The following is a 25,161-nucleotide window of genomic DNA, read 5'->3' on the forward strand; positions in this document are numbered from 1 at the left end:
GGGGCGGTTTACCCGCCCGTGACCTCCGGTGCGGGCGCGACCCCGATGGGACAGGACACCCCGGTCCCGGCGAGCCTGTGCTGTCATGTGACCCATGGGCCGGAGCCGGCTGCCGGGTGGACCGGCCCGTCATCCCCGTAGGCCGGCGAGAGCTTCCTCTTCAACGGGATAGGGGCGTTCTTGGGGCAGCAGCTGGGCGGCGGCCTGCGGATCGCCACCTTTGACCAGGGCGTGGATCTCGTGGGCGAGCGGGGTCACGTCGCGGATGGCGACTGTCCACTCGTCGGCGTAGCGTCGTGCGGCCGCACCGGAGAGGCCGAGTTGCAGAGACCGGTACGGCAGGGGTTGCAGGTGCAGATCCCGCTCGGGGTCCCACTGCACGCGAGCGGGCGCCCGCTTCAACTGACGCTGCCAGGCGGCCCGGTCGGGGTGTACCCCGCGGACGTAGCTCGACAGACACGCGTTGCGCAGCGCCCACTCGAAGCCCTCACGGGTGATCTCGACCGCGAGAACGGTCTCCTGCCCCTCCTTGGCGCCCCAGCCGCATCGGTACATCATCCACAGAAACGACGGCTTGATCCACGTCATCCTGTCGCGCTTCCACGCGGTGGGGAAACGGCCCTCCTGGGCGGCGGGCAGGCCGATTTCCGGGGTGTATGCCTGGTAGACGGTGATCGTGGAGTCCCCGTAGGCCGCACGGATCTCGCGTTGCGGTTGTTCCATGGCGTACAGCGTGGGGTCGGCCGGTTCAGGCGGCCACTGATTTTCGACGTTCACCGCAACGGAGAGCGCCGGCCGCAGCACCGTGCGAACTGCCGGTGCCACGTTGCCCGCTTCAGCACCTACCGCGATACCGGCTACTTGTCCGTTGCCTCCGGCGCCGGAGCGATGCCCGTCGGGCAGGACGCTCCCCAGTTGGTCTCGAACGGGGTGCTCAGCTTGACCCCCGTCCCGCCCAGGCCGCAGTACCCGCCCGGGTTTTTGCTGTCCGAAAGGTACTGCTGGTGGTACCCCTCCGCCGGATAGAACTCGCGGCCCTGAGCGGGGAGCAGCTCCGTGGTGATGGTGCCGTGGCCCGCCGCCGTGAGGACCTTCTGGTACGCGTCGCGGGACGCCTGCGCGGCGGCCGCCTGGGCGGGGGAGTGGGTGTAGACGGCCGAGCGGTACTGGGTGCCGACGTCGTTGCCCTGGCGGAAGCCCTGGGTGGGATCGTGGGACTCCCAGAACACCTGGAGCAGGCGCTCGTACGAGATCTTCTTCGGGTCGTAGACCACGCGGACCGCCTCCGTGTGGCCCGTCAGGCCCGAGCAGACCTCCTCGTACGTGGGGTTCTGTGTGTATCCGCCCTGGTAGCCGACGAGGGTCGTGTGGATGCCCGCCGGCAGCTGCCAGAACTTGCGCTCGGCGCCCCAGAAGCAGCCCAGGCCGAAGTCGGCGATCTCCAGACCCTCGGGGTAGGGGCCGAGGAGCGGGGTGCCGAGGACGGTGTGCCGCTCGGGGACCGTGAAGGCCGGCTCGGGGCGGCCGCGCAGGGCCTGCTCCGGGGTCGGCAGCTGGGGCGTACGGCTGTGCAGGAACATGCGGTCTCCACAAGGTCGCGGGGCTGTGGGGGTCCGTGTACGTCAACGGGCGGGTCCGTCCGGGAATTCCGGTTCCGGTCCGGCTCCCCGGTGCGCCCGGGGCCCGGGCCGACGGCTCCCGGCCGCTGTCAGCGCGGCAGTGTCGCCGGGTTCCCCCCGTTCGCCTCGTACCCCGCCACCGCCAGTGCCCGGTAGACCGCGTAGTCGGCGGCCGGGTCGGCGCTCAGGGTCCAGGGGAGCGCGCCGACGTGGCCGTCGATGTGGACCAGCTGGCCCATCGCCTCGGCCCAGCGCTCGCTGCGGACCAGGAAGAACACCAGGAGATGGCGGACGTGGGCCAGCATCGGGTCGTCGGGGCGGGCGGACTGCACGGCGAAGAGCGCGCCGTGGATCGCCTTCGTGATCACCTCGCTCTGGTAGAAGCTGCTGACCAGGTGCACCTCGGGCAGGTGCTCGAAGACCGCGAAGAGGGGCATGGCCGCCAGCAGGGAGCCCTGGGGTGCCCGGGCCGCGGCCGACTCCGCGAACGAGTACGCCAGCGCCCGCGAGCCGTGCCACTTCTCGCACCAGTAGTGCAGGGCCGCCAGGTGCGCGCCCATATGGGCCGGTGCGCGGTCCAGGATCTTCAGCCACAGCCGCTCGAACTCCGGCTGCGGGTAGCCGAGTCCGCGGGCCACCGAGAGCTCGATGATGTAGGGGACCGGGTCACCGGGCGCCAGCAGTGCCGCGTCCGCGCACGCGGCCTTCGCCTCCTCCATGATGATCCGGAACTCGTCCGTCCCCGGTGTCGACGTGCGCCACGCCTGCTGCACCAGGAACTCGGCGTGCACCGCGGCGCCGCCCGCGTCCTTGGGGGCCTCGGCCCGCCACACCCGCAGCCACTGGCCGCCCGGCGTCTCGCTGACCCCGCCGGGCCGCTGCTGCAGCTCCAGGGACGCGGCGCCCGCGAACGCCTGCACGCGCTGCCAGCGGGTCTCGCTCTCCGTCTCCGTGCCGGCCAGGAGCTGCGAGGCCGCGCGGTAGTCCTGTGTGCGCTGCACCATGTCCAGGACGTCCAGCAGGTCCTGGTCGTGGCCGGGCATGCGCACGTCCAGTTCCTCCTGGCGCACGAAGCCGTAGTTCTCCGGGTCCGCGGCGTCGGGGTCGCCGGGCGCCACCTGCTGTATGCCCGCGCGCCTGCGCATGAGGACGGGCAGCAGGACCATGCTGAACAGGGCCAGCGCCATCAGAACCCAGAGAATCGCCATGCCTCAAGCGAACCAGACGGGTCCGGCACTTGGCCAACGTGGTCGCCGGCCTGTGGAAAACCGCCTGTGGACAGCGGGCGGGCCCTCGGAGGTCCCCGCGCGCCCGCCCGCACCGCCCGGGCGGGTCCCGCTCCCCACCCCGGTGCCCCGCTCTCGCGGCCCGTCGTCCCCGCCCCGGGCGCACTACCCTCGGTGCCCATGAGCGACAGGCACATCAGTCAGCACTTCGAGACCCTCGCGATTCACGCGGGGAACACCGCCGATCCCCTCACCGGGGCGGTCGTCCCGCCGATCTACCAGGTGTCGACCTACAAACAGGACGGTGTCGGCGGGCTGCGCGGCGGCTACGAGTACAGCCGCAGCGCCAACCCCACCAGGACCGCCCTGGAGGAGAACCTCGCCGCCCTGGAAGGCGGCCGCCGCGGCCTCGCGTTCGCGTCCGGACTGGCGGCCGAGGACTGCCTGTTGCGTACGCTGCTCGCCCCCGGCGACCACGTGGTCATCCCGAACGACGCGTACGGCGGCACGTTCCGCCTCTTCGCCAAGGTCGTCTCGCGGTGGGGAGTGGAGTGGTCGGTCGCCGACACCTCCGATCCGTCCTCGGTACGGGCGGCTCTCACCCCGAAGACCAAGGCCGTGTGGGTGGAGACCCCCTCCAACCCGCTGCTCGGCATCACCGACATCGCCGTCGTCGCCCAGATCGCCCGTGAGGCGGGTGCCAGGCTCGTCGTGGACAACACCTTCGCGACCCCCTACCTCCAGCAGCCCCTCTCGCTCGGCGCCGACGTCGTCGTGCACTCTCTGACCAAGTACATGGGCGGCCACTCCGATGTGGTCGGGGGCGCGCTCGTCGTGAACGACGAGGGGCTGGGCGAGGAGCTGGCGTACCACCAGAACGCGATGGGCGCGGTCGCCGGTCCCTTCGACTCCTGGCTGGTGCTGCGCGGCGCCAAGACGCTCGCCGTCCGCATGGACCGGCACAGCGAGAACGCGGCGAAGGTCGCCGACATGCTCACCCGGCACGCGCGCGTGACGCGTGTGCTGTACCCGGGCCTGCCCGAGCACCCCGGGCACGAGACCGCCGCCAAGCAGATGAGGGCGTTCGGCGGCATGATCTCCTTCCAGGTCGAGGGCGGCGAGGAGGCGGCCGTGGAGGTCTGCAACCGCGCCGAGGTGTTCACGCTCGGCGAGTCCCTGGGCGGTGTGGAGTCCCTCATCGAGCACCCGGGGCGTATGACGCACGCGTCCGCGGCCGGCTCGGCGCTGGAGGTGCCCGCCGACCTCGTCCGGCTCTCCGTGGGCATCGAGAACGTCGACGACCTCCTGGAGGACCTGCAGCAGGCCCTGCGCTAGAAGGCTCATGCCGTGGTGTGGAACGTGCCGGTCAGGGCTGTGGGCCGGCCCGTCCCGCTCACGGCCCCCTGTCACCCGCGGGCCGGCCCGGCCTCACCAGTCGCTGACCGGTGGAGTCGTCGTCGACGGCGGCTCCACCCAGGGCCGTGCGAAGGACGCCCAGATCGCGAAGGCGACGGCCGCGGCCAGCAGCGCCAGCCACAGCAGACGGCGTGCCGCCGCCCGGCGGCGCAGCATGCGGGAGCCGCGCCGCACCACCTCGTCGTACAGATCCGGCGGCACCTGCGGCGGCGTCCGCTCCAGCATCCGCCGCACGGCCGCCTCCCGCTCGGGCAGGTTCACCGGCCACCTCCGTCGCGGCCGGCCTCCGGGCGGGTCCCTCGGCAGGGCTTCGTGCCGCTCCCGTTCCGGGACGGCCCCCTCATGACGGTGCCACCTCGGCGCCCAGGACGGGCCGCGCAGGCTCCCGCGGCGGATGCAGCAGCGTCGCCATCGCCCGTGCCCCGAGCGTCCGTACCCGTTCGACGGGCAGACCCAGCAGTGCCGCCGTCTGCTCCTCGGCGACACCCTCGTACAGCCTGAGGACGATGATCAGCCGCTCCTGGGGGGACAGGCCGGCGAGCACGCTGCCCGAGTCCGGCCGGTGCCGGCCGAGCGCCCCGTACTGGTGCCACGCGCCGCGCGCGAAGCGGGAGGCCAGGTGCTGACGGGCCCGGTCGTACGGGTCCTCGCCGCGCCGGCGGTCCCAGGAGGCGTACGTCTGGGCCAGGGCGAGCGTCAGCAGACGCCGCGCACGCGGGTTGTCGTCCGGGGCCTCCGCGGTCAGCAGTGTGGCGGCGTGCAGCAGCCGCCCGGCCGCGCCCGCGACGAACGACTCGAACTCCCGGGCCCGGCGGGCGTCTTGGGACGCATGCCGTTCTCGCACCGCGCCTCCCGCCTGAGGGCGACCCTGAAGGGGACGGGACCCCGCCGCGACAGGGACCCGGTCTCATATGAGACCGGCCGCACCCCCCGGGTCAAGAGCCGGGAAGCGGTTGCTCACACGGACTTCCCGCGTGAGGGCGGAACGGTCCCCGCCGCTCAGGACGCCGGCTGCGAGTCCGCCACCGGAACCCCCTGCGCGGCCTGCCTGGCGGAGAGGGCGACGTTGAAGCGGGTGAGGAGCGTGCAGAACGCCTCACGCTCCTCCGGGGCCCAGTCCTGCGTCAGCTCGGCCATCAGCTGTCGCCTGGAGGAACGTACTTCCTCCAGGCGGGACACCCCGCGCGGGGAGAGCTGGAGCACCACCGCGCGTCCGTCCTCCGGGTGGGAGGTGCGTTTGACGAGGCCGGTGTCGACCAGCGGGGCGACCTGGCGGGTGACCGTGGACGAGTCGATGCCCATGCTGGCGGCGAGCGCCTTGACGCCCATCGGGCCTTCCTTGTCGAGGCGGTTGAGCAGCAGGTACGCGGCACGGTCCATGGAATTGCGCACCTGGCCGACCCCGCCGAGCCGCGTCTGTTCGGCCCGGCGCGCGAACACCGCGACCTCGTGCTGCAGCGTGTCGAGGAGGCCGGTGTCACCGACGGTCGTCATGTCCATCGACATGTCAGGTGTTGTGGGCATGGCCGGGGGCTCACTTCATGCGTGGGGAGCTGGGTTGGGGGACAGGGTACGCGGCCGGGGCGCGGGTCGTACCGGCGCTGCGCAAACCGGTTCCAGCGCTTGGTCACACCCGCTGTGGACGGGCGTGAACTGCGAGACTGGTGGTCATGAGCTACAGCACGTCTCACTCCTTGCCGACGGTGACGCTGGACGACGTACGCGGCGCCCAGAAGATGCTCGCGGGTGTCGCGCGCGTCACCGCCATGGAGGGGAGCAGGTATCTGTCCCGGCTGGTCGGGACGCCGGTGCACCTCAAGTGCGAGAACCTCCAGCGGACGGGATCGTTCAAGCTGCGCGGCGCCTACGTGCGCATCGCGGGGCTGCTGCCCGAGGAGCGCGCCGCGGGCGTCGTCGCCGCGAGTGCCGGCAACCACGCGCAGGGCGTCGCCCTCGCGTCCACCCTGCTCGGCGTGCACTCGACGGTGTTCATGCCGAAGGGCGCGCCGCTGCCGAAGATCAGCGCGACCCGCGAGTACGGCGCCGACGTACGGCTGTACGGCCAGGTGGTGGACGAGACACTGGCCGCCGCGCAGCAGTACGCCGCCGACACGGGAGCGGTGTTCATCCACCCCTTCGACCACCCGGACATCATCGCGGGCCAGGGCACGGTGGGCCTGGAGATCCTGGAGCAGTGCCCCGAAGTGCGCACGATCGTCGTCGGCGTGGGCGGCGGCGGCCTGATCGCGGGCATCGCGACCGCGGTGAAGGCGCTGCGCCCGGACGTGCGGGTGGTGGGCGTGCAGGCGGAGGGTGCCGCCTCGTACCCGCCATCGCTGGCGGCCGGGCACCCGGTGTCGGTGGAGAACCCGGTGACGATGGCCGACGGCATCCGGGTGGGGCGGCCGGGCGAGGTGCCGTTCCGGATCGTCCGCCACCTGGTCGACGAGATCCGTACGGTGTCCGAGGACGCGCTGTCCACCGCGCTGCTGCTGTGCCTGGAGCGGGCCAAGCTGGTCGTCGAGCCGGCCGGCGCGAGTCCCGTCGCGGCCCTGCTGGCCCATCCCGGGGCCTTCGAGGGCCCGGTGGTCGCGGTGCTGTCCGGGGGCAACGTCGATCCCGTGCTGCTGCAGCGCGTCCTGCGACACGGCATGGCCGCGCAGGGGCGCTACCTCGCCGTGCGGCTGCGGCTGACCGACCGCCCGGGCGCCCTCGCGACGCTGCTGGGGGTGCTGACGCTGGTCGACGCCAATGTCCTCGACGTGAGCCATGTGCGCACCGACCCGAGGCTCGGGATCACCGAGGCGGAGGTCGAGCTGCACCTGGAGACGAAGGGCCCGGAGCACTGCGCGGAGGTCGGCCGGGCGTTGCGGGACGCGGGCTACACGGTCATCGACTGAGGCCCGAGCGCCGTCTCGGCGGTCTTCCGGGAAAGGCGTTGAGGAACGCGATACATCGCGTTATGGTGTGTGTCTCGTCCCGTCGCGCTCGCACGCCTGCCGACGTCCGGCGGCGCGTGCGCGAAACCCCATGGACGCGAAATCCCATGGAGCGGACGCGACGGGAGACCTACGCTCTGCCCAACCCCAACGACGTGGAGAACTCATATGCCAGGCGCCATCTATGCCGAGGGTCTGGTGAAGACCTTCGGTGACGTAAGGGCTCTGGACGGCGTCGACCTCGACGTTCCGGAAGGCACCGTGCTCGGCCTCCTCGGGCCCAACGGCGCGGGCAAGACCACCACCGTCCGCTGCCTGACGACCCTGCTGCGCCCCGACAGCGGCACCGCGGTCGTCGCCGGGATCGACGTCCTCAAGCACCCCGACGCCGTGCGCCGCTCGGTCGGCCTGTCCGGGCAGTTCGCGGCGGTCGACGAGTACCTCACCGGCCGCGAGAACCTCGAGATGGTGGGCCGGCTCTACCAGATGAGGGCCAAGGCCGCGAAGCAGCGGGCGGCCGAACTGCTGGAGCAGTTCCACCTCACGGACGCCGCCGACCGCCCCACGAAGACCTACTCCGGCGGCATGCGCCGCCGCCTCGACCTCGCGGCCGCGCTGGTGGTGCGGCCGGCCGTGATGTTCATGGACGAGCCGACGACCGGTCTCGACCCGCGCAACCGCCAGCAGCTGTGGGAGGTCATCAAGCAGCTCGTCTCCGACGGCACCACACTGCTGCTGACCACCCAGTACCTCGAAGAGGCCGACCATCTGGCCCACGACATCTGCGTCGTCGACCACGGCCGTGTCATCGCCCGCGGCACCTCCGACCAGCTCAAGGCGCGCACCGGCGGCGAGCGGGTCGAGGTCGTCGTGCACGAGCGCGACCACATCGCGACCGCGGCCGAGGTCCTCAGCGGCTTCGGCAAGGGCGGCACGACCATCGAGGAGCACACCCGCAGGCTCACCGTCCCCGTCAGCGGCGGTGCCAAGCTGCTCGCCGAGGTCATCCGCGAGCTGGACTCCCGCGGCATCGAGATAGACGACATCGGACTGCGCCGTCCCACCCTGGACGACGTCTTCCTGTCCCTGACCGGCCATGTCGCCGAGGAGAAGCCCGAGGACGGCGGCACGGCCGAGGACACCGCGACCCGCAAGCGTGCGAAGGAGACCGCCAAGTGAGTGCCGTGAGCGATTCCCTGGTCGTGACCCGCCGGAACCTGATTCGCATGAGCCGGATCCCCGAGATGATCATTTTCGGGCTGGTCCAACCCATCATGTTCGTGGTGCTGTTCACCTACGTGTTCGGCGGCTCGATCCAGGTCGGCTCGTCCACTTCGACCCAGGCATATCGCGAGTTCCTGATGGCGGGCATCTTCGCCCAGACCGTGACGTTCGCCACCGCGGGCGCCGGCGCGGGCATCGCCGACGACATGCACAAGGGCCTCATCGACCGTTTCCGTTCCCTGCCCATGGCGCGTGGTGCGGTGCTGACCGGCCGCACCATCGCCGATCTGGTGCAGTCGGCGCTCACCCTCGTCGTCCTGGCGGTCGTCGCCCTGATCGTCGGCTGGCGCACGCACGAGAACCTCGGCAAGGTGCTCGCCGGATTCGGTCTGCTCCTGCTGCTCGGGTACGCGTTCTCGTGGATCGGCGCGCTCATCGGCCTGTCCGTGCGCACCCCTGAAGCGGCGACCTCGGGCGGCCTGATCTGGCTGTTCCCGCTGACATTCATCTCGAACGCGTTCGTGGACGCGAACCAGATGCCGTCCTTCCTGCGACACATCGCGGAGTGGAACCCGTTCAGCGCCACCGTGCAGGCGTGCCGCGAACTGTTCGGCAATCTTCCCCCGGGCTTCCAGGCGTCCGACGCCTGGCCGATGCAGCACCCGGTGTGGGCCTCGCTGATCTGGTCGGTCGTGATCATCCTGTTCTTCCGCACGCTCGCCGTCCGCAAGTACCGCCGGGCCGCCGGCTGACGGTTCCGCCTTCCGGCCGGAGGGAGCCCTTGGGCACGAGCCCGCGAAGGGAACCCGCCCGGTGCCACCGTGCCCGGGACGACGACGGGCGACACGACGGGCCCCCGGCGCCAAGGCGCCGGGGGCCCGCGGTGGTCGTGGAGGATCAGCCCTGGTAGGGCTCGGCCTTGAGGATCCGCACCGATGCCTTTCTGCCGTTCGGCAGCTCGTACTCCGCGTCCTCGCCGACCCTCTTGCCGTGCACGCCCGTGCCCAGCGGGGACTGCGGCGAGTAGGTCTCGACGTCCGAGCTCGCATACTCGCGGGAGGCCAGCAGGAAGGTCAGGGTGTCGTCCTCGTCCCCGTCGAAGGCGATCGTGACGACCATGCCGGGTGCCACCGCGCCGTCGGCGGCCGGGGCCTCGCCGACCTTGGCGTTCTCAAGGAGCTGGGTCAGCTGGCGCACCCGGAGTTCCTGCTTGCCCTGCTCCTCCTTCGCCGCGTGGTACCCGCCGTTCTCACGCAGGTCGCCCTCCTCGCGCGCGGCGGCGATCTTGGCGGCGATCTCCGAGCGCGCGGGACCAGAAAGGTACTCCAGCTCGGCCTTGAGCTGGTTGTACGCCTCCTGGGTCAGCCAGGTGACGTTCTCGCTGGTCTGGGTCACAGGTGCTCCTCGTCGGTACTGGGAATACAAAGCATCGCCCTACCCAGAAGCATGTTCGTTCACGGGTGGGCGAAACCACGAGCCTAACAATTACGTGGCCCAAGGGGGAGGACATAAGGCATCAGACGTACATCTATGCACGTCAGACGATGCCTGGCAAGAGTGCCGTCAGTCCCCGTGACAGCCCAGGAGCTCCGCGGTGGTGCCCTGCGCGGTGGTGCGGAGCGTGACGACCTTGTCGATGCGTGTGGCATGTCCGCCGAACCGGAAGTCCGCGCGCCCCACCTCCAGGCCGTCCGCCGCCTGGGAGCGCACGGTGCAGTAGCCGGTGGCGTCCGCGTCCTTGCGCACTTCCAGGTGGACCTTGACCGACTCCGGGGAGGTCTGGAAGCTGATGACCTCGCCGCTGATCTCGTTCTGCCCGACGTAGTGGTACGCGAACCAGCCGATGACGGCGAGCAGCACCGCCCCCAGCACGCCACCGACGATCTTGAGCGTGCGGTCGGTGCGCTCGTCCGCGGGGCGGCCGTAACGGCCCTCGGGAAGGCGCGTGCTCGCCGTACTCATGAGCGTCCTCTCGGCAGGGGCCGGGACGAACGTCCCGGAAGGGGCGCCCGCGTACCGGACCCGGAATACTTCGCCCCCCGATTCGGTCACTATAGAAGCCGCCCAGCACGCGGTACGACACCGGGCGCCGACTTGCCGACTTACTGAGGATCGAGTCTTGACTGACCAACTGCGACTGATGGCCGTGCACGCGCACCCCGACGACGAATCCAGCAAGGGCGCGGCCACCATGGCGAAGTACGTGGCCGAGGGGGTGGACGTGCTGGTGGTGACCTGCACGGGCGGGGAGCGCGGATCCATCCTCAATCCGAAGCTGCAGGGTGACGCGTACATCGAGGAGCACATCCACGAGGTGCGCAAGAAGGAGATGGACGAGGCCCGGGAGATCCTCGGCGTCAAGCAGGAGTGGCTCGGGTTCGTGGACTCCGGTCTGCCGGAGGGCGACCCGTTGCCCCCGCTCCCCGAGGGCTGCTTCGCCCTGGAGGACGTCGACAAGGCCGCCGGCGAGCTGGTCCGCCAGATCCGCGCGTTCCGCCCGCAGGTGATCACCACCTACGACGAGAACGGCGGCTACCCGCACCCCGACCACATCATGACCCACAAGATCTCGATGGTGGCGTTCGAGGGCGCGGCGGACACCGAGAAGTACCCGGAGGCGGAGTTCGGCGCGGCGTGGCAGCCGCTGAAGCTGTACTACAACCAGGGCTTCAACCGGCCGCGCACCGAGGCACTGCACCACGCGATGCTGGAGCGCGGTCTGGACTCGCCGTACGGGGAGTGGCTGAAGCGGTGGGACGAGTTCGGGCGCGTCGAGCGCACCCTGACCACGCACGTCCCCTGCGCGGACTACTTCGAGATCCGCGACAAGGCGCTGATCGCGCACGCGACGCAGATCGACCCCGACGGCGGCTGGTTCCGCGTCCCGATGGAGCTCCAGAAGGAGGTCTGGCCGACGGAGGAGTACGAGCTGGCCAGGTCCCTGGTGGACACCTCCCTGCCGGAGGACGACCTCTTTGCAGGCGTCCGCCGCTCCTGAGAGACAATGCATGACATGAGCGCAAGCGTGAGCCTGGCAGTGACGCACCTCGTCCCCCTCGCGGAGATCGACGAGAACAAGGTCACCCCCGGCGTCCTCGGCTTCATCGTCTTCGCGGTGATGGGAGTGGCGGTGTGGGGCCTGATGAAGTCCATGAACAAGCACATGGGCAAAGTGAACTTCAACGAGCCGGACGCCCCCGGTGAGGAATCCGCGCCGCAGGACCCGGCCGCGCCGCAGGGCACGCCGAAGGCACAGCAGGGCTGAGACGGGTCCTTCGGGGGCTGCGCCGGTGGACGGGCGCGGCCCCCGCTCGGCGTGCCGGTCCGCCCGTCAGCCCTGCGCCGGCACCGCCACTCCCATCACCTCCCGTGCGTGCCGTCCGGGCACCATGCCCAGGCGCCACGCCTGCCAGCCGTCCTCCAGACGCACGCCCCGCTCCAGCAGCAGCCGGTACGCCTCCATGCAGTCGTCGAGCTTCTCGTCCCGTGCCGGGTTGGCCGTGCGGGACAGCAGGGCCAGTTCCTCCTGGGCCACCGCGGTGCCCACCTCGGTGCCTCCCGGGGAGGCGTAGGGCAGGAGGGTGCAGCGCAGGAAGCGGGCCCAGTCCTCGCCCCTGCGGTCGCCGAAGGACGTGAACAGGCCCACCGCCTCGTCGCACAGGGCCAGCGCCTGCTGGGTGCGGGCGTTGCCGGCGTCCACCACCGCGAGTTCCAGGCAGGTCCACGCCTCGCCGTGGGCCACGCCGATGCGCTGGAAGTCCGTCCTCGCGTCCACCAGCAGCTGGCGGGCGAAGCCCGAGTTGCGCAGGGAGCCCGTGCGGGCCGCCCGTTGGTCACGGGTCACGCGCGCCGAGTGGTGGCGGGCACAGGCCAGCCCGTACACGTCCCGCATCCGCGAGAACATGGTGCGGGAGCGCTCCAGCTCGCGCACCGCCTGGTCGGGGTCGCCCGAGTCCTCCAGGGCCTGCCCCAGGTAGTAGAGCGTCCATGCCTCGCCGCGAGCGTCCTCGTTCTCCCGGTGGCGCGCGGCCGCCCGGCGCAGGCCGTCGGCCGCCGAGGACGCGTCGCCGGCGACGAGGCGGGCGCGGGCGAGCTGGGTCAGGGCCCAGGCGTCGCCCCGGGCATCGCGGGTGCGGGTGTGCAGGTCCAGCGCCGTGCGCAGCTCGCTCTCCGCCCGCGGGACATCGCCCATGCGCAGGGCCAGCTGGCCCAGCTGGAGGTGGGCCCACGCCTGGCCGTGCACCGACTCGTTCTCCCGGTGCAGTTCCAGGGCGCGGGTGAGCAGGTCCAGGGCCTCGGCCAGCCGTGTACGGTCGCGCTCCACGGCCGCCAGCGCGTGCATCGTCCACGCGCGGTCCGCCGCCAGCTCCGGCGAGGCCTGGAGGTCCCTGGCCTCCCGCAGCCGGGCCGCGGCCTCGGTGAGGTTGCCCTGGTGGTGGAGGGTGATGCCGAGGGAGCACAGCGCTCTGGCCGCGCCCGCGGCGTGGTGCGCCTCCACGTAGAGGTCCACCTTGCTCGCCGGGGAGGGTGCCCGGTCCTTTAGGGCCGGGGTGAATGCCCGCTCCCGCGTAGCGGGGCAGAGGTAGCCGAATCGCCACCAGGGCGATGCGGCGTCCCATCCGGCTCGACAGCATGTCGCACAAGGTGCAGCAACTCCGAGTTAACGGAGCGTTCTTCGGACGCGGCGAGGTCTTTGAGCTTGTCGTACAGGTCGTCAGGAATGCGGAAGTTGAAGATTGCCATGGGGTCACCGTAGCCCTAGGATGGGGTCATGGCCAGGTTCCGGATATACCCGACGTGCGAGCAGGAAGAGCAGATGCTCGTGCACTGCGCGCATGCCCGGTACGTCTGGAACCTCGCCGTCGAGCAGCACTCGCACTGGCGCCGGTGGCGCAAGTCCGCGCCCGGTTTCGCCGAGCAGTGCCGCCAACTCACCGAAGCACGGCGGGACAACGAGTGGCTGGGCGCCGGGAACGCGGACGTGCAGCAACAGGCACTCAAGGACTTCGCCCAGGCCAGGAACGCCCGCTTCACCTCCGGGTTCGGCAAGCCGACCTGGCGCAAGAAGTACCGGCACGAGGGCTTCCGCGTCATCGGCACCGACCGCGTACCCGAGTACAACGAGGACGGCACGCCGAAGCGGAACCCGAAGACCGGCAAGCAGGTCATGGGCCGGTCCGTCGTCGTACAGAAGCTCAACCGCAGGTGGGCCCAGGTCAAGGTACCCGGCTGCGGCTGGGTCCGCTTCTGCCTCAGCCCCAAGGGCAAGGGCGCGAAGCTGCCCGACGCGAAGACGTTCCGGGTCACCTTCCGCAATGGCCAGTGGAACATCGCCTTCGCCGTCATCCCTGAACCGACCCCCGCGCCCGGCACAGGCGAGGTCATCGGCATCGACCGGGGCGTCACGATCACCGCCGCCCTCTCGGACGGACGCAAGCTGAACTGCCCGCAGCCCACCGTCAAGGAGCGGGCGCAGATCCGCAAGCACCAGCGGCGCGCGGCACGGGCGAAGAAGGACAGCCCTCAGAAGACAGCCGAGCACGCCAAGGTCGCCCGGCTCAAGGCCCGTGAAGCGAACCGGCGTAAGGACTGGTGCGAGAAGACCAGCACCGTACTCGCCCGCACCTACGACCTGATCCGGTTCGAGAAGCTGAACATCCGGAACATGACCCGCTCAGCGAAGGGCACCGTCAAGGAGCCGGGTAAGAACGTCCGGCAGAAGGCCGGCCTGAACCGCGGCATCCTCGCCCAAGGGTGGGGACTGCTGCGCCGGCGCACCGAGCACAAGGCCCCGGGCCGGGTCGAAGACATCCCCGCCCCCTACACGAGTCTGCGGTGCGGCGCCTGCGGATGGATCGACAAGAACTCGCGCAAGAGCCAAGCCGAGTTCGTCTGTTCCTCCTGCGGCTTCACCTGCAACGCGGACACCAACGCAGCATCCAACGTCGCGGCAGGACAGGGCGGGATTCCCCGCCCCCGGCGAACAGTCGGTGCCGGAGGGGTGACAGCGGCCACCGGCCGTTCGAGCGCCCGTGAACCCCAACCCACCTGGGTTGGAATCCCCCTCTTTTAAGAGGGGGAGGATGTCAAGAGTGTCCTTCGGGAGCGGCATGAGCGCGAGGGGGCCGCCGATCAACCGAACGCCCGTGTCATCGGCACCTCACGATCCCCGTCCGCTCGGACACCGCCAGGAACACACACGCCCCCGCCAGTGCCGTCTCCGCCACCGCGCAGGCCATCGCCTGGGCGAGGGCCCCGCCCGACGGGGAGGTCGTTATGTCGAACCACGCGTCCAGAACCGCCACCGCCGCCGTCGCCGAGGCCGTGAGGCGCGCGTACCCGTGGCGGCGGAGGCCGAGCAGGGCCGTGGCCGCGCAGCCCGCCGCCAGCAGGACGTCCAGGCCCGCCCATGCCACCTGCCAGTTCCGCACGTCCGGGCTGGAGGGGAGGGTCCAGGCCAGCAGCACCGTCCAGGGCACCAGGAGCACGGCCGCCGTGCCCAGGGTCATCAGGAGCCGGCGCCGCACCGCGGCGGCGCCCGACCGGTCATGAGTCTCGATCGTTCGCATGCCCCCACCATAGAGCGCAGAGGGAATTCTGCAAAGAAATTTCTGCAGACTTCTCTCTGCAGAGTGATGTCGGCGGTACTGTGGGTGCCATGCCGGAGCCCGAACTCACCAGCGTCGAGCGCACCGCGCTCTACAAGTCCCTCGGCAACCCACTGCGCCGCCGCATCCTCGAGTACCTGGGAACCCACGCGGAGGCGAACTCGACGGTGCTCGCCAAGGTCCTCGGCGAGAGCTCGGGCACGACCAGCTACCACCTGCGCAAGCTGGCCGAGCAGCGGCTCATCGAGGAGGTCCCCGAGAAGTCCGGCGGCCGCGAGCGCTGGTGGCGGGCGCTGCCCTTCCGCCACACGGCGCCCGACCCGGCGACGATGACCCCCGAGGAGTACGCCGCGGCGGAGCACCTGGCGCTCATCAAGATCGACGTGGACACCGCCCTGTTCCGCCGCGCCCACCAGGAGTACCGGGGCCCGGAGGGCTGGGCCCAGGTCATGCGCGCCGGGGTATGGATGACCAGGGACGAACTGCTGGCCTTCGTCCGCGACTACCAGGCGCTCCTCGACCGTCACGGCCACACGCGCGACGACGCGCCCGAGGGGGCGCGCCCCATCGGCCTCCGGTTCTATGCGGTCCCCGACGCCGTGGGAGAGTGGGAGGGTGAACCGACTGGCCCATGAGACGTCCCCGTACCTGCTCCAGCACGCCGACAACCCGGTCGACTGGTGGCCCTGGTCGACCGCGGCCTTCGACGAGGCGCGCAGGCGGAACGCGCCGGTCCTGCTGAGCGTCGGCTACAGCAGCTGCCATTGGTGCCATGTCATGGCACACGAGTCCTTCGAGGACGAGGCGACCGCCGCCTACCTCAACGAGCACTTCGTCAGCGTCAAGGTCGACCGCGAGGAGCGGCCCGACGTCGACGCCGTCTACATGGAGGCCGTGCAGGCGGCCACCGGCCAGGGCGGCTGGCCCATGACCGTCTTCCTCACCCCGGACGCCGAACCCTTCTACTTCGGCACCTATTTCCCGCCCGCCCCCCGCCACGGCACGCCCTCCTTCCGGCAGGTCCTCGAGGGCGTCCGGATGGCCTGGTCCGAGCGCAGGGACGAGGTGGCGGAGGTCGCCGGGAAGATCGTGCGGGACATCGCCGGACGAGAGCCCGCGTACGGCGGCACGCAGCTCCCCGGCGAGCAGGAACTCGCCCAGGCACTCCTCGCGCTCACCCGCGAGTACGACCCGCGGCACGGCGGCTTCGGCGGCGCCCCCAAGTTCCCGCCGTCGATGGTCCTGGAGTTCCTGCTGCGCCACCACGCCCGCACCGGCGCGGAGGGCGCCCTGCAGATGGCGCAGGACACCTGTGAGCGCATGGCGCGCGGCGGCATCTACGACCAGCTCGGCGGCGGGTTCGCCCGCTACTCCGTGGGCCGCGACTGGACCGTGCCGCACTTCGAGAAGATGCTGTACGACAACGCCCTGCTGTGCCGGGTGTACGCCCATCTGTGGCGCGCCACCGGCTCGGAGCTCGCCCGCCGTGTGGCCCTGGAGACCGCCGACTTCATGGTGCGCGAACTGCGCACGCCCGAGGGCGGGTTCGCCTCGGCGCTCGACGCGGACAGCGACGACGGCACGGGCAGGCACGTCGAAGGCGCGTACTACGTCTGGACGCCCGAGCAGCTCACCGAGGTCCTCGGCGCCCAGGACGCCGAGATCGCCGCCCGCTACTACGGCGTCACCGAAGAGGGCACCTTCGAGCACGGCAGCTCCGTCCTCCAGCTTCCTCAGCGCGACACGGTGTTCGACGCGGAGAAGACCGAATCGATCAGGCAGCGCCTCACCGGGGCGCGCTCCCGCCGCCCGGCCCCCGGCCGCGACGACAAGGTGGTCGCCGCCTGGAACGGCCTCGCCGTCGCCGCCCTGGCCGAGACCGGCGCCTACTTCGACCGCCCCGACCTCGTGGACGCCGCGCTCGGCGCCGCCGACCTTCTCGTACGGCTGCACATGGATGAGCACGCGCGACTGGCCCGGACGTCGAAGGACGGTCAGGCGGGCGCCAACGCGGGCGTGCTGGAGGACTACGCGGATGTCGCCGAGGGCTTCCTGGCGCTCGCCTCCGTCACCGGCGAGGGCGTCTGGCTGGAGTTCGCCGGGTTCCTGCTCGACCATGTGCTCGCGCAGTTCACCGACGAGAGCGGAGGGCTGTACGACACGGCCGCCGACGCCGAGCAGCTCATCCGCCGCCCCCAGGACCCCACCGACAACGCCGCCCCGTCCGGCTGGACCGCCGCCGCCGGCGCCCTGCTGTCGTATGCCGGGCAGACCGGCGCCGAGTCCCATCGTGCCGCCGCCGAGCGGGCGTTGGGCGTCGTCACGACGCTGGGGGCGCGCGTGCCCCGTTTCATCGGCTGGGGGCTCGCCGTCGCCGAGGCGCTCCTCGACGGGCCGCGCGAGGTCGCCGTCGTCGGTCCGGCCCTCGACGACCCCGCCACAAGGGCCCTGCACCGCACGGCACTTCTGGGTACCGCACCGGGCACGGTGGTGGCCGTGGGCACTCCTGGGAGTGATGAGCTGCCGCTCCTCGTTGACCGGCCCCTGGTCCACGGCGAACCCACCGCGTACGTCTGCCGCAACTTCACGTGCGACGCTCCGACCACCGATCCGGAACGGCTGCGCAGGGCGCTGAACGGCTGAAACGCCCAGCGGAGGGATTCGTTCCAGGTGTCGCGATTGAGCATGTGTTCGGATAGATCCCGTTAGAGTACCGAGCGCTCCGAAACAAGCTATTTATCGGAAGACCTCCCGGACTTCACAATTTCCCCCTAGTCTCTGCACGGTGACGCGGCGGGCGCGATGACGCGCGGTCGCGACTGGGGGGTTTCAGGAGATCTGGGGGGATCTTTGCTGACGTCTGTCTTCATCGCCGCCGTTTCGCTTGCCTTGTTCTGGATGGCGGCCTTCACCCTGTGGTGGCAGATGCACGCGTGGCGCACGCCCGAGGTGCTCGCCTCCACCCGGTTCGGCAGCCCGGACGGCGCCGAACATCTCTCGTTCTCGCTGCTCCTGCCCGCGAGACACGAACAGGCCGTCCTGGAGCACACGATCCAGCGGCTGCTGGAGTCGACCCACGCCGACTTCGAGATCATCGTCATCGTGGGCCACGACGACCCGGAGACCGGCGAGGTCGCCCGGAGGGCCGCGGCCCGTGACGCGCGCGTCCGCGTCGTCGTCGACCGCCACGACAAGAAGAACAAGCCGAAGGCCATGAACACGGCGCTGCCGCACTGCCGCGGCGATGTCGTCGGGGTCTTCGACGCCGAGGACCAGGTCCATCCGGAACTGCTCGCCCACGTCGACCACGCGTTCCGCACCACCGGCGCGGACGTCGTCCAGGGCGGGGTGCAGCTCATCAACTTCCACTCCAGCTGGTACAGCCTGCGCAACTGCCTGGAGTACTTCTTCTGGTTCCGCTCCCGGCTGCACCTGCACGCGCAGAAGGGCTTCATCCCGCTCGGCGGCAACACCGTCTTCGTACGGACGGACGTGCTGAGGGAGGCCGGCGGGTGGGACCCCGAGTGCCTCGCCGAGGACTGCGATCTGGGTGTGCGGCTGTCCAGTGCGGGCAAGAAGGTCGTCGTCGCCTACGACTCCGACATGGTCACCCGGGAGGAGACCCCCGGCTCGCTGATGTCGCTGCTCAAGCAGCGCACCCGCTGGAACCAGGGCTTCCTGCAGGTCTACCGCAAGAAGGACTGGAAACGGCTTCCCGGCTTCGGGCAGCGGCTGCTCGCCCGCTACACCCTCATGACGCCGTTCCTGCAGGCGTTCTCCGGCGTCGTCATCCCGCTCAACGCCGCGATCGCCCTCTTCCTGGACGTGCCGGTCGGCATCGCCTTCCTCACCTTCCTGCCGCTCGTGACCGCCGCGGTCACCTTCGTCTTCGAGGTCGTCGGGCTGCACGACTTCGGCACCCAGTACGGGCTGCGCGTCCGCCTCGTCCACTACGCGAAGCTCATCGCGGGCGGCCCCTTCTACCAGGTGCTCCTCGCCGGCGCCGCCGTCCGTGCCGTCTGGCGCGAGCAGCGCGGCCGCAACGACTGGGAGCTGACCAGCCACGTCGGCGCGCATCTGACCGCGGCCGATGTGATCCGCGAGTCCCGAGAGGACGTTCCGGCGTGACCTCCACCCTTCCCGCGGCGACCGGCACCACGGTCCCCGCGCAGGACACACCTGTCCCCATCACCGTCCCCCTGTCCTCCGCGGTGTTCCGCTTCCGCCGCTCCCGTCCGGATCTGGCGCTGTGCGGAGTGCTCCTCGCGGCGATCCTCACGGTCCAGGGCTGGAACATCGCCGACTACCCGACCCTCAGCGACGACGAGGGCACCTACCTCGCCCAGGCGTGGGCGGTGCAGAACGGCCACGGGCTCGCCCACTACACGTACTGGTACGACCACCCGCCCCTGGGCTGGATCCAGCTGGCCCTGCTGACCTGGATCCCCTCCCGCGTCGACCCGGGCCTGATGACGGTCGGCACGATGCGTGTCGCCATGCTGGTGGTCAGCGCGACGAGCGCGGTCCTCGTCTACGTCCTCGCCCGCCGGCTGCGGCTGCCCGCCTGGGCCGCGGGCCTCGCCATGGTCCTCTTCGGGCTGTCCCCGCTCTCGGTGGTCCTCCAGCGCGAGATCTTCCTCGACAACATCGCGGTGATGTGGACGCTGCTCGCCTTCACCCTGGCCGCGTCCCCGAGCCGCCATCTGTGGCACCACTTCGGCGCGGGTCTCGCCGCGGCGGCCGGTGTCCTGACCAAGGAGACGATGCTCGTCGTCCTGCCCGCCGTCTTCCTCACGATGTGGCGCCACAGCCACCGCGACACCCGGAAGTTCGCGCTGACCGGCGCGGTCACCGCGTGCGCCCTGATCGGTCTGTCGTACCCCCTCTTCGCCCTGCTCAAGGGGGAGCTGCTGCCGGGAGCCGGCCATGTCTCACTGTGGGACGGCATCACCTACCAGATGAGCCGGGCCGGCTCCGGGTTCCTCCTCGACCCCGGCTCCGGCTCCTACGGAGTGCTGCACTCCTGGCTCTACTACGACCGTGTCCTGCCGATCGGCGGCCTGGCCGGGGCGCTGCTGATCCTGCTCACCCGGCGCTGGTCGGTGACCGCCCGGGCCCTGGCCGGGCCCGCGCTCGCCGTCGCGATCCTCACCCTGGTCGCGATGCGGCCCAGCGGCTACCTGCCCGCCATGTACGTCATCCAGGCCCTCCCGTTCCTCGCGCTGGTCCTGGCCGGCGCCGCCGCGAGCGTCGCCCACGCGGTGCTGCGCCGGCGCCGCGGCACGGCCGAGAAGCGGTACGTCACCTGGGCGCGGTACGCCGTGGCGGCGCTGCTCGTGGCGGCCGGGGCCGCCTATGCCGCGCCCCGCTGGTACGACGGCGACCGCACCGCCGTGACCGCCGACGCCAACGCCCCCTACCGGGCCGCGTCGCGGTGGCTGGCGGGCGAGGTCGAGGACCCGGAGGACACCCGCGTCCTCGTCGACGACGCCCTCTGGCTCGACCTGGTGCACGCCGGATACCGGCCCGGCCTCGGTGTCATCTGGTTCTACAAGGCCGACCTCGACCCCGCGGTGGCGAAGACGATGCCGCGCGGCTGGCGCGATCTCGACTACGTGGTGGCCTCGCCGACGGTGCGGCGCGACGCCGTCGACCTGCCGAACGTGAAGGCCGCGATCGAGCACTCGACGCCGGTCGCCACCTTCGGCACCGGTGCCGACCGGATCGAGATCCGCAGGATCGACCGGGGCGCGGGAGGCCACCGATGAGCCATGAATCCACCGCCCCCGGCGAGCTGGGCGATCCGGCGGTACGCGCCGCGGAGGTTCCCGAGCCGGGTGCCGTCACCATCGTCGTACCGACGTTCAACGAGTCCGGGAACATCCGTGAACTGCTGCACCGGATCACCGAGTCGGTGCCGGGACGGCTGCCCTGCGAGGTCGTCTTCGTCGACGACTCCACCGACGACACCCCCGAGGTGATCTCGCGCGCGGCGCAGGACTGCCCGTTCCCGGTCACCGTGCTGCACCGCGAGGAGCCGGCCGGCGGGCTCGGCGGGGCCGTCGTCGAGGGCATGACGGCGGCCACCTCCGACTGGATCGTCGTCATGGACGCCGACCTTCAGCACCCGCCGTCCCTGGTACCCGAGTTGGTCGGCACCGGCGAGCGCGCCGGCGCCGGTCTCGTCGTCGCCTCCCGCTACATCGAGGGCGGCAGCCGCGCCGGGCTCGCGGGCGGCTACCGCGTCGCCGTCTCACGTGGTGCGACCTGGCTGACCAAGTCGCTGTTCCCGCGCCGGCTGCACGGCATCAGCGACCCGATGAGCGGCTTCTTCGCGATCCGCCGCAGCGCGGTCACCGCGGAGGTACTCCGGCCGCTCGGCTACAAGATCCTCCTTGAACTGGCCGTGCGCAGCAGACCGCGCGAGGTCACCGAGGTGCCGTTCGTCTTCCAGGACCGGTTCGCCGGCGAGTCGAAGTCCACCGCGCGGGAGGGCCTGCGCTTCCTGCGCCATCTGGCCGGGCTGCGCACCGCCTCGCCGGTCGCGCGCATGGTGGCGTTCGGGCTGATCGGCGCCAGCGGTTTCGTACCGAACCTGGCGGGCCTGTGGGCCCTCACCGCGCTCGGTCTGCACTACCTGCCGGCGGAGATCCTGGCGAACCAGCTCGGCGTCGCCTGGAACTTCCTGCTCATCGAGCACCTGCTGTTCCGCGAGCGCCGCAGGCACCGGCACTGGGCGGACCGGGCGGGCCGGTTCGCCCTTCTCGCCAACGCCGACCTGGTGCTGCGCATCCCGCTGATCGCGCTGCTGGTCGGCATGTTCGGGATGAGCGTGCTGCCCGCCACCGCGCTCGCGCTGGTGACGACCTTCGTCCTGCGCTTCGTGGGGACCGAAGCGCTGGTGTATCTGCCGCGCCGGGGCCGGGGGGCCGCGGGCCGCACAGCAAGGAGGCACATGTGAAGACCATCCGGACACTCCGCGTCCCGCGCAGACGCAGGACCGCCCTGCTGGCCGTGACCGGTCTGACGGCGGGGCTGCTCCTGACCTCACCGCAGCCGGCCTCGGCCGCCAACCTCGTCAAGAACCCCGGCTTCGAGACCGACGGCACCGACGGGATGCCGTACTGCTGGGAGAAGTCGGGCTGGGGCGACAACGACTTCACCTTCACCACCACCAGCGACGCCCACACCGGCGGCAAGGCCATGAAGGTCGAGCTGACCCGCCGCGTCGACGGCGACCGCAAGGCGCTCATCACCGAGTCCGCGAGCTGCGCGCCGGTGGTCACGCCCGGCAAGCAGTACGACCTCTCGCTCTGGTACAAGTCGACCACCCCGGACGCCGCGGTCACCCTGTTCCGGCACGACACGACCGCGGGCTGGCAGTACTGGACCGACCTGAAGACGCTGGACATGAGCGCGGACTGGGCCCAGGCGGGCGTGCGCACCCCCGAGGTCCCGGCCGGCACCGACATGATCACCTGGGGTGCCTCCGTGTACGGCACCGGGTCCGCGACCACGGACGACTACACCATGGAGCAGGTCGCCGATCCGCTGCCGCCCGCGCAGTGCACGGGCAGCGCAGACCAGTGCGCGAACGGAAGCTGGGAGGTCCTGCCCACGCAGAACCCGGTGCGCTCCATGCACTCCGTCGTGCTCAACAACGGCAAGGTGCTGCTGATCGCGGGCTCCGGCAACAGCGAGGAGAACTTCGCGGCGGGCACCTTCACCAGCGCGGTCTACAACCCGGCGGACGGCTCGTACAAGGTGATCCCCACGCCGAAGGACATGTTCTGCGCAGGGCACGTCCAGCTCCAGGACGGGCGCGTGCTCGTGATGAGCGGCAACAAGGCGTACCCGGCGGCGGACGGCTCGCACGGCTACGAGGGCTTCAAGGACTCGTACGTCTTCGACCCGGCGACCGAGACCTACACCAAGACCAACGACCTCAACGACGGCCACTGGTACCCGTCGGCGACCGAACTCGGCAACGGTGACGTGATCTCCTTCGGCGGGCTGCGCGAGGACTCCACGGGCTCGGTGACCACGGAGTACTGGTCGGACGCCGACCAGCAGTGGCTGCCGCTGTGGAAGGTCAACCAGACCTGGTCGTACTGGGGCCTGTACCCGTCGATGATCCTCATGCAGGACGGCCGCCTGTTCTACTCGGGCAGCCATGTCTTCGGCAACAACATCCCGGGCACCGGCTCGGCGATCTACGACTACGGCGCGAACACCATCACGCAGATCCCGGGTCTGCAGAACAAGGACGAGCGCGACCAGTCGGCGAGCGTGCTGCTGCCGCCCGCCCAGGACCAGAGGGTCCTCACCCTCGGCGGCGGCAACATCGACACCAACCCGGACGCCAACCGGCTGACGGACATCATCGACCTCAAGCAGGCCAGCCCGCAGTACACGGCCGGGCCGCCACTGCCGCAGGGCACCGTCGACCTGGGCACCGGGCCGGTCGCCGAGACCGGCGGCCAGGGCAAGATGTACGTCTCCGCGGTGCTCCTGCCGGACGGCAAGGTGCTGGAGACCGGCGGCGCGCTGCACAACCGCGCCGACCCCGTGTACGAGTCGTCGATCTTCGACCCGGACACCACCACCTTCGATCCGGTGGCCGCCGACCCCGAGGCCCGCGGCTACCACTCCTCGGCCTTCCTGCTGCCGGACGGGCGTGTGATGGCCACCGGCGACAACCCGGGCAACGGCACGTGGAACCACAACGTGTCGATCTACTCGCCGCCCTACCTGTTCAAGGGTGCCCGCCCGGCGATCACCTCGGTGATCGACAACCGGTGGACCTACGGCACCACGCAGCGCATCACCGTCGACCGGCCCATCGTGAAGGCGGAGCTGATCCGGCCCGCCGCGGTCACCCACTCCTCGGACCCGAACCAGCGGTTCGTGGACCTGCCGCTGTCGGTGGACGGCGACAACGTCGACCTGAACGTGACGAGCAACCCCGACCTGGCCCCGCCCGGCTGGTACATGCTCTTCGCAGTCGACGCGAACGGCGTCCCCTCGGTGGCGCGGTGGGTCCATCTGCAGGGCCCGGCGGCCCTGTCCGCGGCCTCCCCCTCGGCGCACGTCCACTCCTTCGCCGACGCCCCGCAGGGTGCGACCACCGGCGCCGGCGGGAAGCGCACCTCGCAGCCGGTCAGCCCGGTGATCTCGGGCTGCGACCGGCACTACGGCTCGGCCAACGTGTGTGTGCCGACCGTGTTCCCGCCGCAGGTGAAGAGGACCACGGCCGCCCGCTGCGCCTGGCTGGCACGCAACGGCTACGGCAGGCTGGAGCTCAACGGCGGTGACGACCCACTGCGGCTCGACCGCGACAGGGACGGGGTGGCCTGCGGAAAGGGCGACGTGAAGAGGCGTTAGCCGCCACTCGACCCGTAGGCGAGGGCGCGCTCCACGATGGCCTCCAGCTGGTCGTGGTGCGCGCCCCGCCAGTAGGCGCGGCCGCAGTCGCGGCACCGGGCGAAGATCTCGTACGTCCGCTTGGTGCCGTGCTTGAGCTGGTCGGCGACCTCCTCCTTGGTGGCGTCGCGGAGCAGGCCGTTGCAGGCGGTGCACCGCGTCCACGGCCGCAGCTCGGGCGCGAACCGGTCGAGCACGTCCCTGAGTTGCTCCTCGGGCCGGGTGCTGTAGACAAAGGCGCCCGCCCACAGCTCCCGGCGGCGCAGCAGCCCCCGGTCGCGGCTGAGCATCACCCGGCGCTCGGCGGCGGAACGGGCGGCCAGGGCCGCGTCACCGATGTCCGTGGACTCGTACGCCGTGTCCACGCCCAGCAGCCGCAGCCGGCGCGCCAGGGTGCCGAGGTGGACGTCGAGGAGGAAGCGGAGCGGGGCGCCGGGCACCCGCTGGGGGCGCTCGACGGGACGCACCTCGACGGACTCGCCGGCGGCGGGCACATGGGAGAAGGAGGAGGCGCGGCCGTCCACGACCAGTTCCCCGACCTCGGTCAGGGGCACGCCCAGCGACTCGACGACATGGCCGAGCGAGGAGGCGCCGTCGGTGACGACCTTCGTGGCGCGCCCGCGCCGTGCGTGCGGGACGAAGAGTCCCAGCTCGGGGGAGAACTCGACGTGGATCTCGGGTCCGTTCACCTGGCCAGGATGGCATG

General features: G+C 71.1%; 24 protein-coding genes and 1 pseudogene. 13 read left to right on the plus strand and 12 right to left on the minus strand.

Annotated elements, in window-relative coordinates; translation table 11 throughout:
- Nucleotides 1-129: 129 nt before the first annotated feature.
- The 3 genes from ACZ79I_RS25115 to ACZ79I_RS25125 form a co-directional block, all read right to left on the minus strand.
- The gene (locus tag ACZ79I_RS25115) at nucleotides 130-723 is read right to left on the minus strand and encodes a DUF4291 domain-containing protein (RefSeq protein ID WP_471499721.1); all 594 of its coding nucleotides are present in this window, start codon (nucleotides 721-723) and stop codon (nucleotides 130-132) included.
- 134 nt (nucleotides 724-857) lie between these two features.
- Nucleotides 858-1,580, minus strand: a complete 723-nt coding sequence (gene msrA / locus ACZ79I_RS25120) for a peptide-methionine (S)-S-oxide reductase MsrA (RefSeq protein WP_471499722.1) — start codon at nucleotides 1,578-1,580, stop codon at nucleotides 858-860.
- Nucleotides 1,581-1,708: 128 nt separating this feature from the next.
- Nucleotides 1,709-2,827 carry a hypothetical protein gene (locus ACZ79I_RS25125; protein WP_471499723.1) on the minus strand — a complete coding sequence of 373 codons (1,119 nt, stop codon included), beginning with the start codon at nucleotides 2,825-2,827 and terminating at the stop codon, nucleotides 1,709-1,711.
- Nucleotides 2,828-3,025: 198 nt separating this feature from the next.
- Between ACZ79I_RS25125 and ACZ79I_RS25130 the strand changes: the two genes are divergently transcribed.
- The gene (locus ACZ79I_RS25130; protein WP_471499724.1) at nucleotides 3,026-4,180 is read left to right on the plus strand and encodes a cystathionine gamma-synthase; all 1,155 of its coding nucleotides are present in this window, start codon (nucleotides 3,026-3,028) and stop codon (nucleotides 4,178-4,180) included.
- A 93-nt stretch (nucleotides 4,181-4,273) separates the two neighbouring features.
- Here ACZ79I_RS25130 and ACZ79I_RS25135 read toward each other — a convergent pair whose 3' ends face one another.
- The 3 genes from ACZ79I_RS25135 to ACZ79I_RS25145 all read right to left on the minus strand — a co-directional run bounded on the left by ACZ79I_RS25135 (nucleotide 4,274) and on the right by ACZ79I_RS25145 (nucleotide 5,767).
- A complete protein-coding gene (locus tag ACZ79I_RS25135) occupies nucleotides 4,274-4,522 on the minus strand; it encodes a hypothetical protein (protein ID WP_471499725.1) in 249 nt (82 codons plus the stop codon).
- A 79-nt stretch (nucleotides 4,523-4,601) separates the two neighbouring features.
- Nucleotides 4,602-5,105, minus strand: a complete 504-nt coding sequence (locus ACZ79I_RS25140) for a sigma factor-like helix-turn-helix DNA-binding protein (protein WP_471499726.1) — start codon at nucleotides 5,103-5,105, stop codon at nucleotides 4,602-4,604.
- A gap of 155 nt (nucleotides 5,106-5,260) precedes the next feature.
- Nucleotides 5,261-5,767 (minus strand): MarR family winged helix-turn-helix transcriptional regulator, encoded by a 507-nt coding sequence (locus tag ACZ79I_RS25145; RefSeq protein WP_471505206.1) that lies wholly within the window; start codon nucleotides 5,765-5,767, stop codon nucleotides 5,261-5,263.
- A 164-nt stretch (nucleotides 5,768-5,931) separates the two neighbouring features.
- Here ACZ79I_RS25145 and ilvA point away from each other — a divergent pair, with 164 nt between their 5' ends.
- The 3 genes from ilvA (at nucleotide 5,932) to ACZ79I_RS25160 (ending at nucleotide 9,176) form a co-directional block, all read left to right on the plus strand.
- Nucleotides 5,932-7,161, plus strand: coding sequence for a threonine ammonia-lyase (ilvA, locus tag ACZ79I_RS25150; protein ID WP_471499727.1), 1,230 nt, complete (start codon nucleotides 5,932-5,934; stop codon nucleotides 7,159-7,161).
- A gap of 207 nt (nucleotides 7,162-7,368) precedes the next feature.
- Nucleotides 7,369-8,379 carry an ATP-binding cassette domain-containing protein gene (locus ACZ79I_RS25155; protein WP_471499728.1) on the plus strand — a complete coding sequence of 337 codons (1,011 nt, stop codon included), beginning with the start codon at nucleotides 7,369-7,371 and terminating at the stop codon, nucleotides 8,377-8,379.
- Nucleotides 8,376-9,176, plus strand: coding sequence for an ABC transporter permease (locus tag ACZ79I_RS25160; RefSeq protein WP_471499729.1), 801 nt, complete (start codon nucleotides 8,376-8,378; stop codon nucleotides 9,174-9,176). The genes ACZ79I_RS25155 and ACZ79I_RS25160 overlap by 4 nt, the downstream gene beginning before the upstream one ends.
- A 145-nt stretch (nucleotides 9,177-9,321) precedes the next feature.
- Here ACZ79I_RS25160 and greA read toward each other — a convergent pair whose 3' ends face one another.
- Together greA and ACZ79I_RS25170 are read right to left on the minus strand one after the other, a co-directional pair.
- Nucleotides 9,322-9,819 (minus strand): transcription elongation factor GreA, encoded by a 498-nt coding sequence (gene greA / locus ACZ79I_RS25165; RefSeq protein WP_471499730.1) that lies wholly within the window; start codon nucleotides 9,817-9,819, stop codon nucleotides 9,322-9,324.
- 168 nt (nucleotides 9,820-9,987) lie between these two features.
- Nucleotides 9,988-10,386 carry a DUF4307 domain-containing protein gene (locus ACZ79I_RS25170; RefSeq protein WP_471499731.1) on the minus strand — a complete coding sequence of 133 codons (399 nt, stop codon included), beginning with the start codon at nucleotides 10,384-10,386 and terminating at the stop codon, nucleotides 9,988-9,990.
- Between the two features lie 178 nt (nucleotides 10,387-10,564).
- Here ACZ79I_RS25170 and mca point away from each other — a divergent pair, with 178 nt between their 5' ends.
- A complete protein-coding gene (mca, locus tag ACZ79I_RS25175) occupies nucleotides 10,565-11,422 on the plus strand; it encodes a mycothiol conjugate amidase Mca (protein WP_471505208.1) in 858 nt (285 codons plus the stop codon).
- A 6-nt stretch (nucleotides 11,423-11,428) separates the two neighbouring features.
- The gene (locus ACZ79I_RS25180) at nucleotides 11,429-11,689 is read left to right on the plus strand and encodes a hypothetical protein (RefSeq protein WP_471499732.1); all 261 of its coding nucleotides are present in this window, start codon (nucleotides 11,429-11,431) and stop codon (nucleotides 11,687-11,689) included.
- 66 nt (nucleotides 11,690-11,755) lie between these two features.
- Here ACZ79I_RS25180 and ACZ79I_RS25185 read toward each other — a convergent pair.
- A pseudogene (locus ACZ79I_RS25185) lies at nucleotides 11,756-12,943 on the minus strand (tetratricopeptide repeat protein); the annotation flags it as partial.
- Nucleotides 12,944-12,963: 20 nt separating this feature from the next.
- Complete coding sequence (locus tag ACZ79I_RS25190; RefSeq protein WP_471499733.1) at nucleotides 12,964-13,167, minus strand: Arc family DNA-binding protein; 204 nt, start codon at nucleotides 13,165-13,167, stop codon at nucleotides 12,964-12,966.
- Between the two features lie 28 nt (nucleotides 13,168-13,195).
- On the opposite strand from ACZ79I_RS25190, the gene ACZ79I_RS25195 reads away from it, so the two are divergent.
- Nucleotides 13,196-14,497: an RNA-guided endonuclease InsQ/TnpB family protein gene (locus ACZ79I_RS25195; protein WP_471499734.1), complete on the plus strand. Its 1,302-nt coding sequence runs from the start codon at nucleotides 13,196-13,198 to the stop codon at nucleotides 14,495-14,497.
- A gap of 76 nt (nucleotides 14,498-14,573) precedes the next feature.
- Here the strand turns inward: ACZ79I_RS25195 and ACZ79I_RS25200 are convergent, their stop codons facing one another.
- On the minus strand, nucleotides 14,574-14,993 hold the full coding sequence (locus tag ACZ79I_RS25200) for a hypothetical protein (protein ID WP_471499735.1): 420 nt from the start codon (nucleotides 14,991-14,993) through the stop codon (nucleotides 14,574-14,576).
- Nucleotides 14,994-15,082: 89 nt separating this feature from the next.
- On the opposite strand from ACZ79I_RS25200, the gene ACZ79I_RS25205 reads away from it, so the two are divergent.
- The 6 genes from ACZ79I_RS25205 (at nucleotide 15,083) to ACZ79I_RS25230 (ending at nucleotide 24,416) form a co-directional block, all read left to right on the plus strand.
- Nucleotides 15,083-15,667, plus strand: coding sequence for an ArsR/SmtB family transcription factor (locus ACZ79I_RS25205; protein ID WP_471499736.1), 585 nt, complete (start codon nucleotides 15,083-15,085; stop codon nucleotides 15,665-15,667).
- Complete coding sequence (locus ACZ79I_RS25210) at nucleotides 15,615-17,675, plus strand: thioredoxin domain-containing protein (RefSeq protein WP_471499737.1); 2,061 nt, start codon at nucleotides 15,615-15,617, stop codon at nucleotides 17,673-17,675. Before ACZ79I_RS25205 ends, ACZ79I_RS25210 begins: the two co-directional genes overlap by 53 nt.
- 207 nt (nucleotides 17,676-17,882) lie before the next feature.
- Complete coding sequence (locus ACZ79I_RS25215) at nucleotides 17,883-19,160, plus strand: glycosyltransferase (protein WP_471499738.1); 1,278 nt, start codon at nucleotides 17,883-17,885, stop codon at nucleotides 19,158-19,160.
- The gene (locus ACZ79I_RS25220) at nucleotides 19,157-20,800 is read left to right on the plus strand and encodes an ArnT family glycosyltransferase (RefSeq protein ID WP_471499739.1); all 1,644 of its coding nucleotides are present in this window, start codon (nucleotides 19,157-19,159) and stop codon (nucleotides 20,798-20,800) included. Before ACZ79I_RS25215 ends, ACZ79I_RS25220 begins: the two co-directional genes overlap by 4 nt.
- The gene (locus ACZ79I_RS25225; RefSeq protein ID WP_471499740.1) at nucleotides 20,797-21,993 is read left to right on the plus strand and encodes a glycosyltransferase; all 1,197 of its coding nucleotides are present in this window, start codon (nucleotides 20,797-20,799) and stop codon (nucleotides 21,991-21,993) included. The genes ACZ79I_RS25220 and ACZ79I_RS25225 overlap by 4 nt, the downstream gene beginning before the upstream one ends.
- Complete coding sequence (locus tag ACZ79I_RS25230) at nucleotides 21,990-24,416, plus strand: galactose oxidase-like domain-containing protein (RefSeq protein WP_471499741.1); 2,427 nt, start codon at nucleotides 21,990-21,992, stop codon at nucleotides 24,414-24,416. The genes ACZ79I_RS25225 and ACZ79I_RS25230 overlap by 4 nt, the downstream gene beginning before the upstream one ends.
- Here ACZ79I_RS25230 and ACZ79I_RS25235 read toward each other — a convergent pair.
- A complete protein-coding gene (locus tag ACZ79I_RS25235; protein WP_471499742.1) occupies nucleotides 24,413-25,144 on the minus strand; it encodes a Mut7-C RNAse domain-containing protein in 732 nt (243 codons plus the stop codon). The two genes, ACZ79I_RS25230 and ACZ79I_RS25235, sit on opposite strands and share 4 nt — an antisense overlap.
- Between the last annotated feature and the right edge of the window lie 17 nt (nucleotides 25,145-25,161).

The sequence above is a fragment of the Streptomyces sp. PSU-S4-23 genome, from assembly GCF_055632315.1.

Coding starts and splice junctions, on each gene's coding strand:
- ACZ79I_RS25125 (WP_471499723.1), bottom strand. CDS start 2,827: ATGGCGATTCTCTGGGTTCTGATGGCGCTGGCCCTGTTCAGCATGGTC.
- ACZ79I_RS25170 (WP_471499731.1), bottom strand. CDS start 10,386: ATGAGTACGGCGAGCACGCGCCTTCCCGAGGGCCGTTACGGCCGCCCC.
- ACZ79I_RS25155 (WP_471499728.1), top strand. CDS start 7,369: ATGCCAGGCGCCATCTATGCCGAGGGTCTGGTGAAGACCTTCGGTGAC.
- ACZ79I_RS25195 (WP_471499734.1), top strand. CDS start 13,196: ATGGCCAGGTTCCGGATATACCCGACGTGCGAGCAGGAAGAGCAGATG.
- mca (WP_471505208.1), top strand. CDS start 10,565: ATGGCCGTGCACGCGCACCCCGACGACGAATCCAGCAAGGGCGCGGCC.
- ACZ79I_RS25225 (WP_471499740.1), top strand. CDS start 20,797: ATGAGCCATGAATCCACCGCCCCCGGCGAGCTGGGCGATCCGGCGGTA.
- msrA (WP_471499722.1), bottom strand. CDS start 1,580: ATGTTCCTGCACAGCCGTACGCCCCAGCTGCCGACCCCGGAGCAGGCC.
- ACZ79I_RS25205 (WP_471499736.1), top strand. CDS start 15,083: ATGCCGGAGCCCGAACTCACCAGCGTCGAGCGCACCGCGCTCTACAAG.
- ACZ79I_RS25115 (WP_471499721.1), bottom strand. CDS start 723: ATGGAACAACCGCAACGCGAGATCCGTGCGGCCTACGGGGACTCCACG.
- ilvA (WP_471499727.1), top strand. CDS start 5,932: ATGAGCTACAGCACGTCTCACTCCTTGCCGACGGTGACGCTGGACGAC.
- ACZ79I_RS25200 (WP_471499735.1), bottom strand. CDS start 14,993: ATGCGAACGATCGAGACTCATGACCGGTCGGGCGCCGCCGCGGTGCGG.
- ACZ79I_RS25180 (WP_471499732.1), top strand. CDS start 11,429: ATGCATGACATGAGCGCAAGCGTGAGCCTGGCAGTGACGCACCTCGTC.
- ACZ79I_RS25190 (WP_471499733.1), bottom strand. CDS start 13,167: ATGGCAATCTTCAACTTCCGCATTCCTGACGACCTGTACGACAAGCTC.
- ACZ79I_RS25210 (WP_471499737.1), top strand. CDS start 15,615: ATGCGGTCCCCGACGCCGTGGGAGAGTGGGAGGGTGAACCGACTGGCC.
- ACZ79I_RS25130 (WP_471499724.1), top strand. CDS start 3,026: ATGAGCGACAGGCACATCAGTCAGCACTTCGAGACCCTCGCGATTCAC.
- ACZ79I_RS25145 (WP_471505206.1), bottom strand. CDS start 5,767: ATGTCGATGGACATGACGACCGTCGGTGACACCGGCCTCCTCGACACG.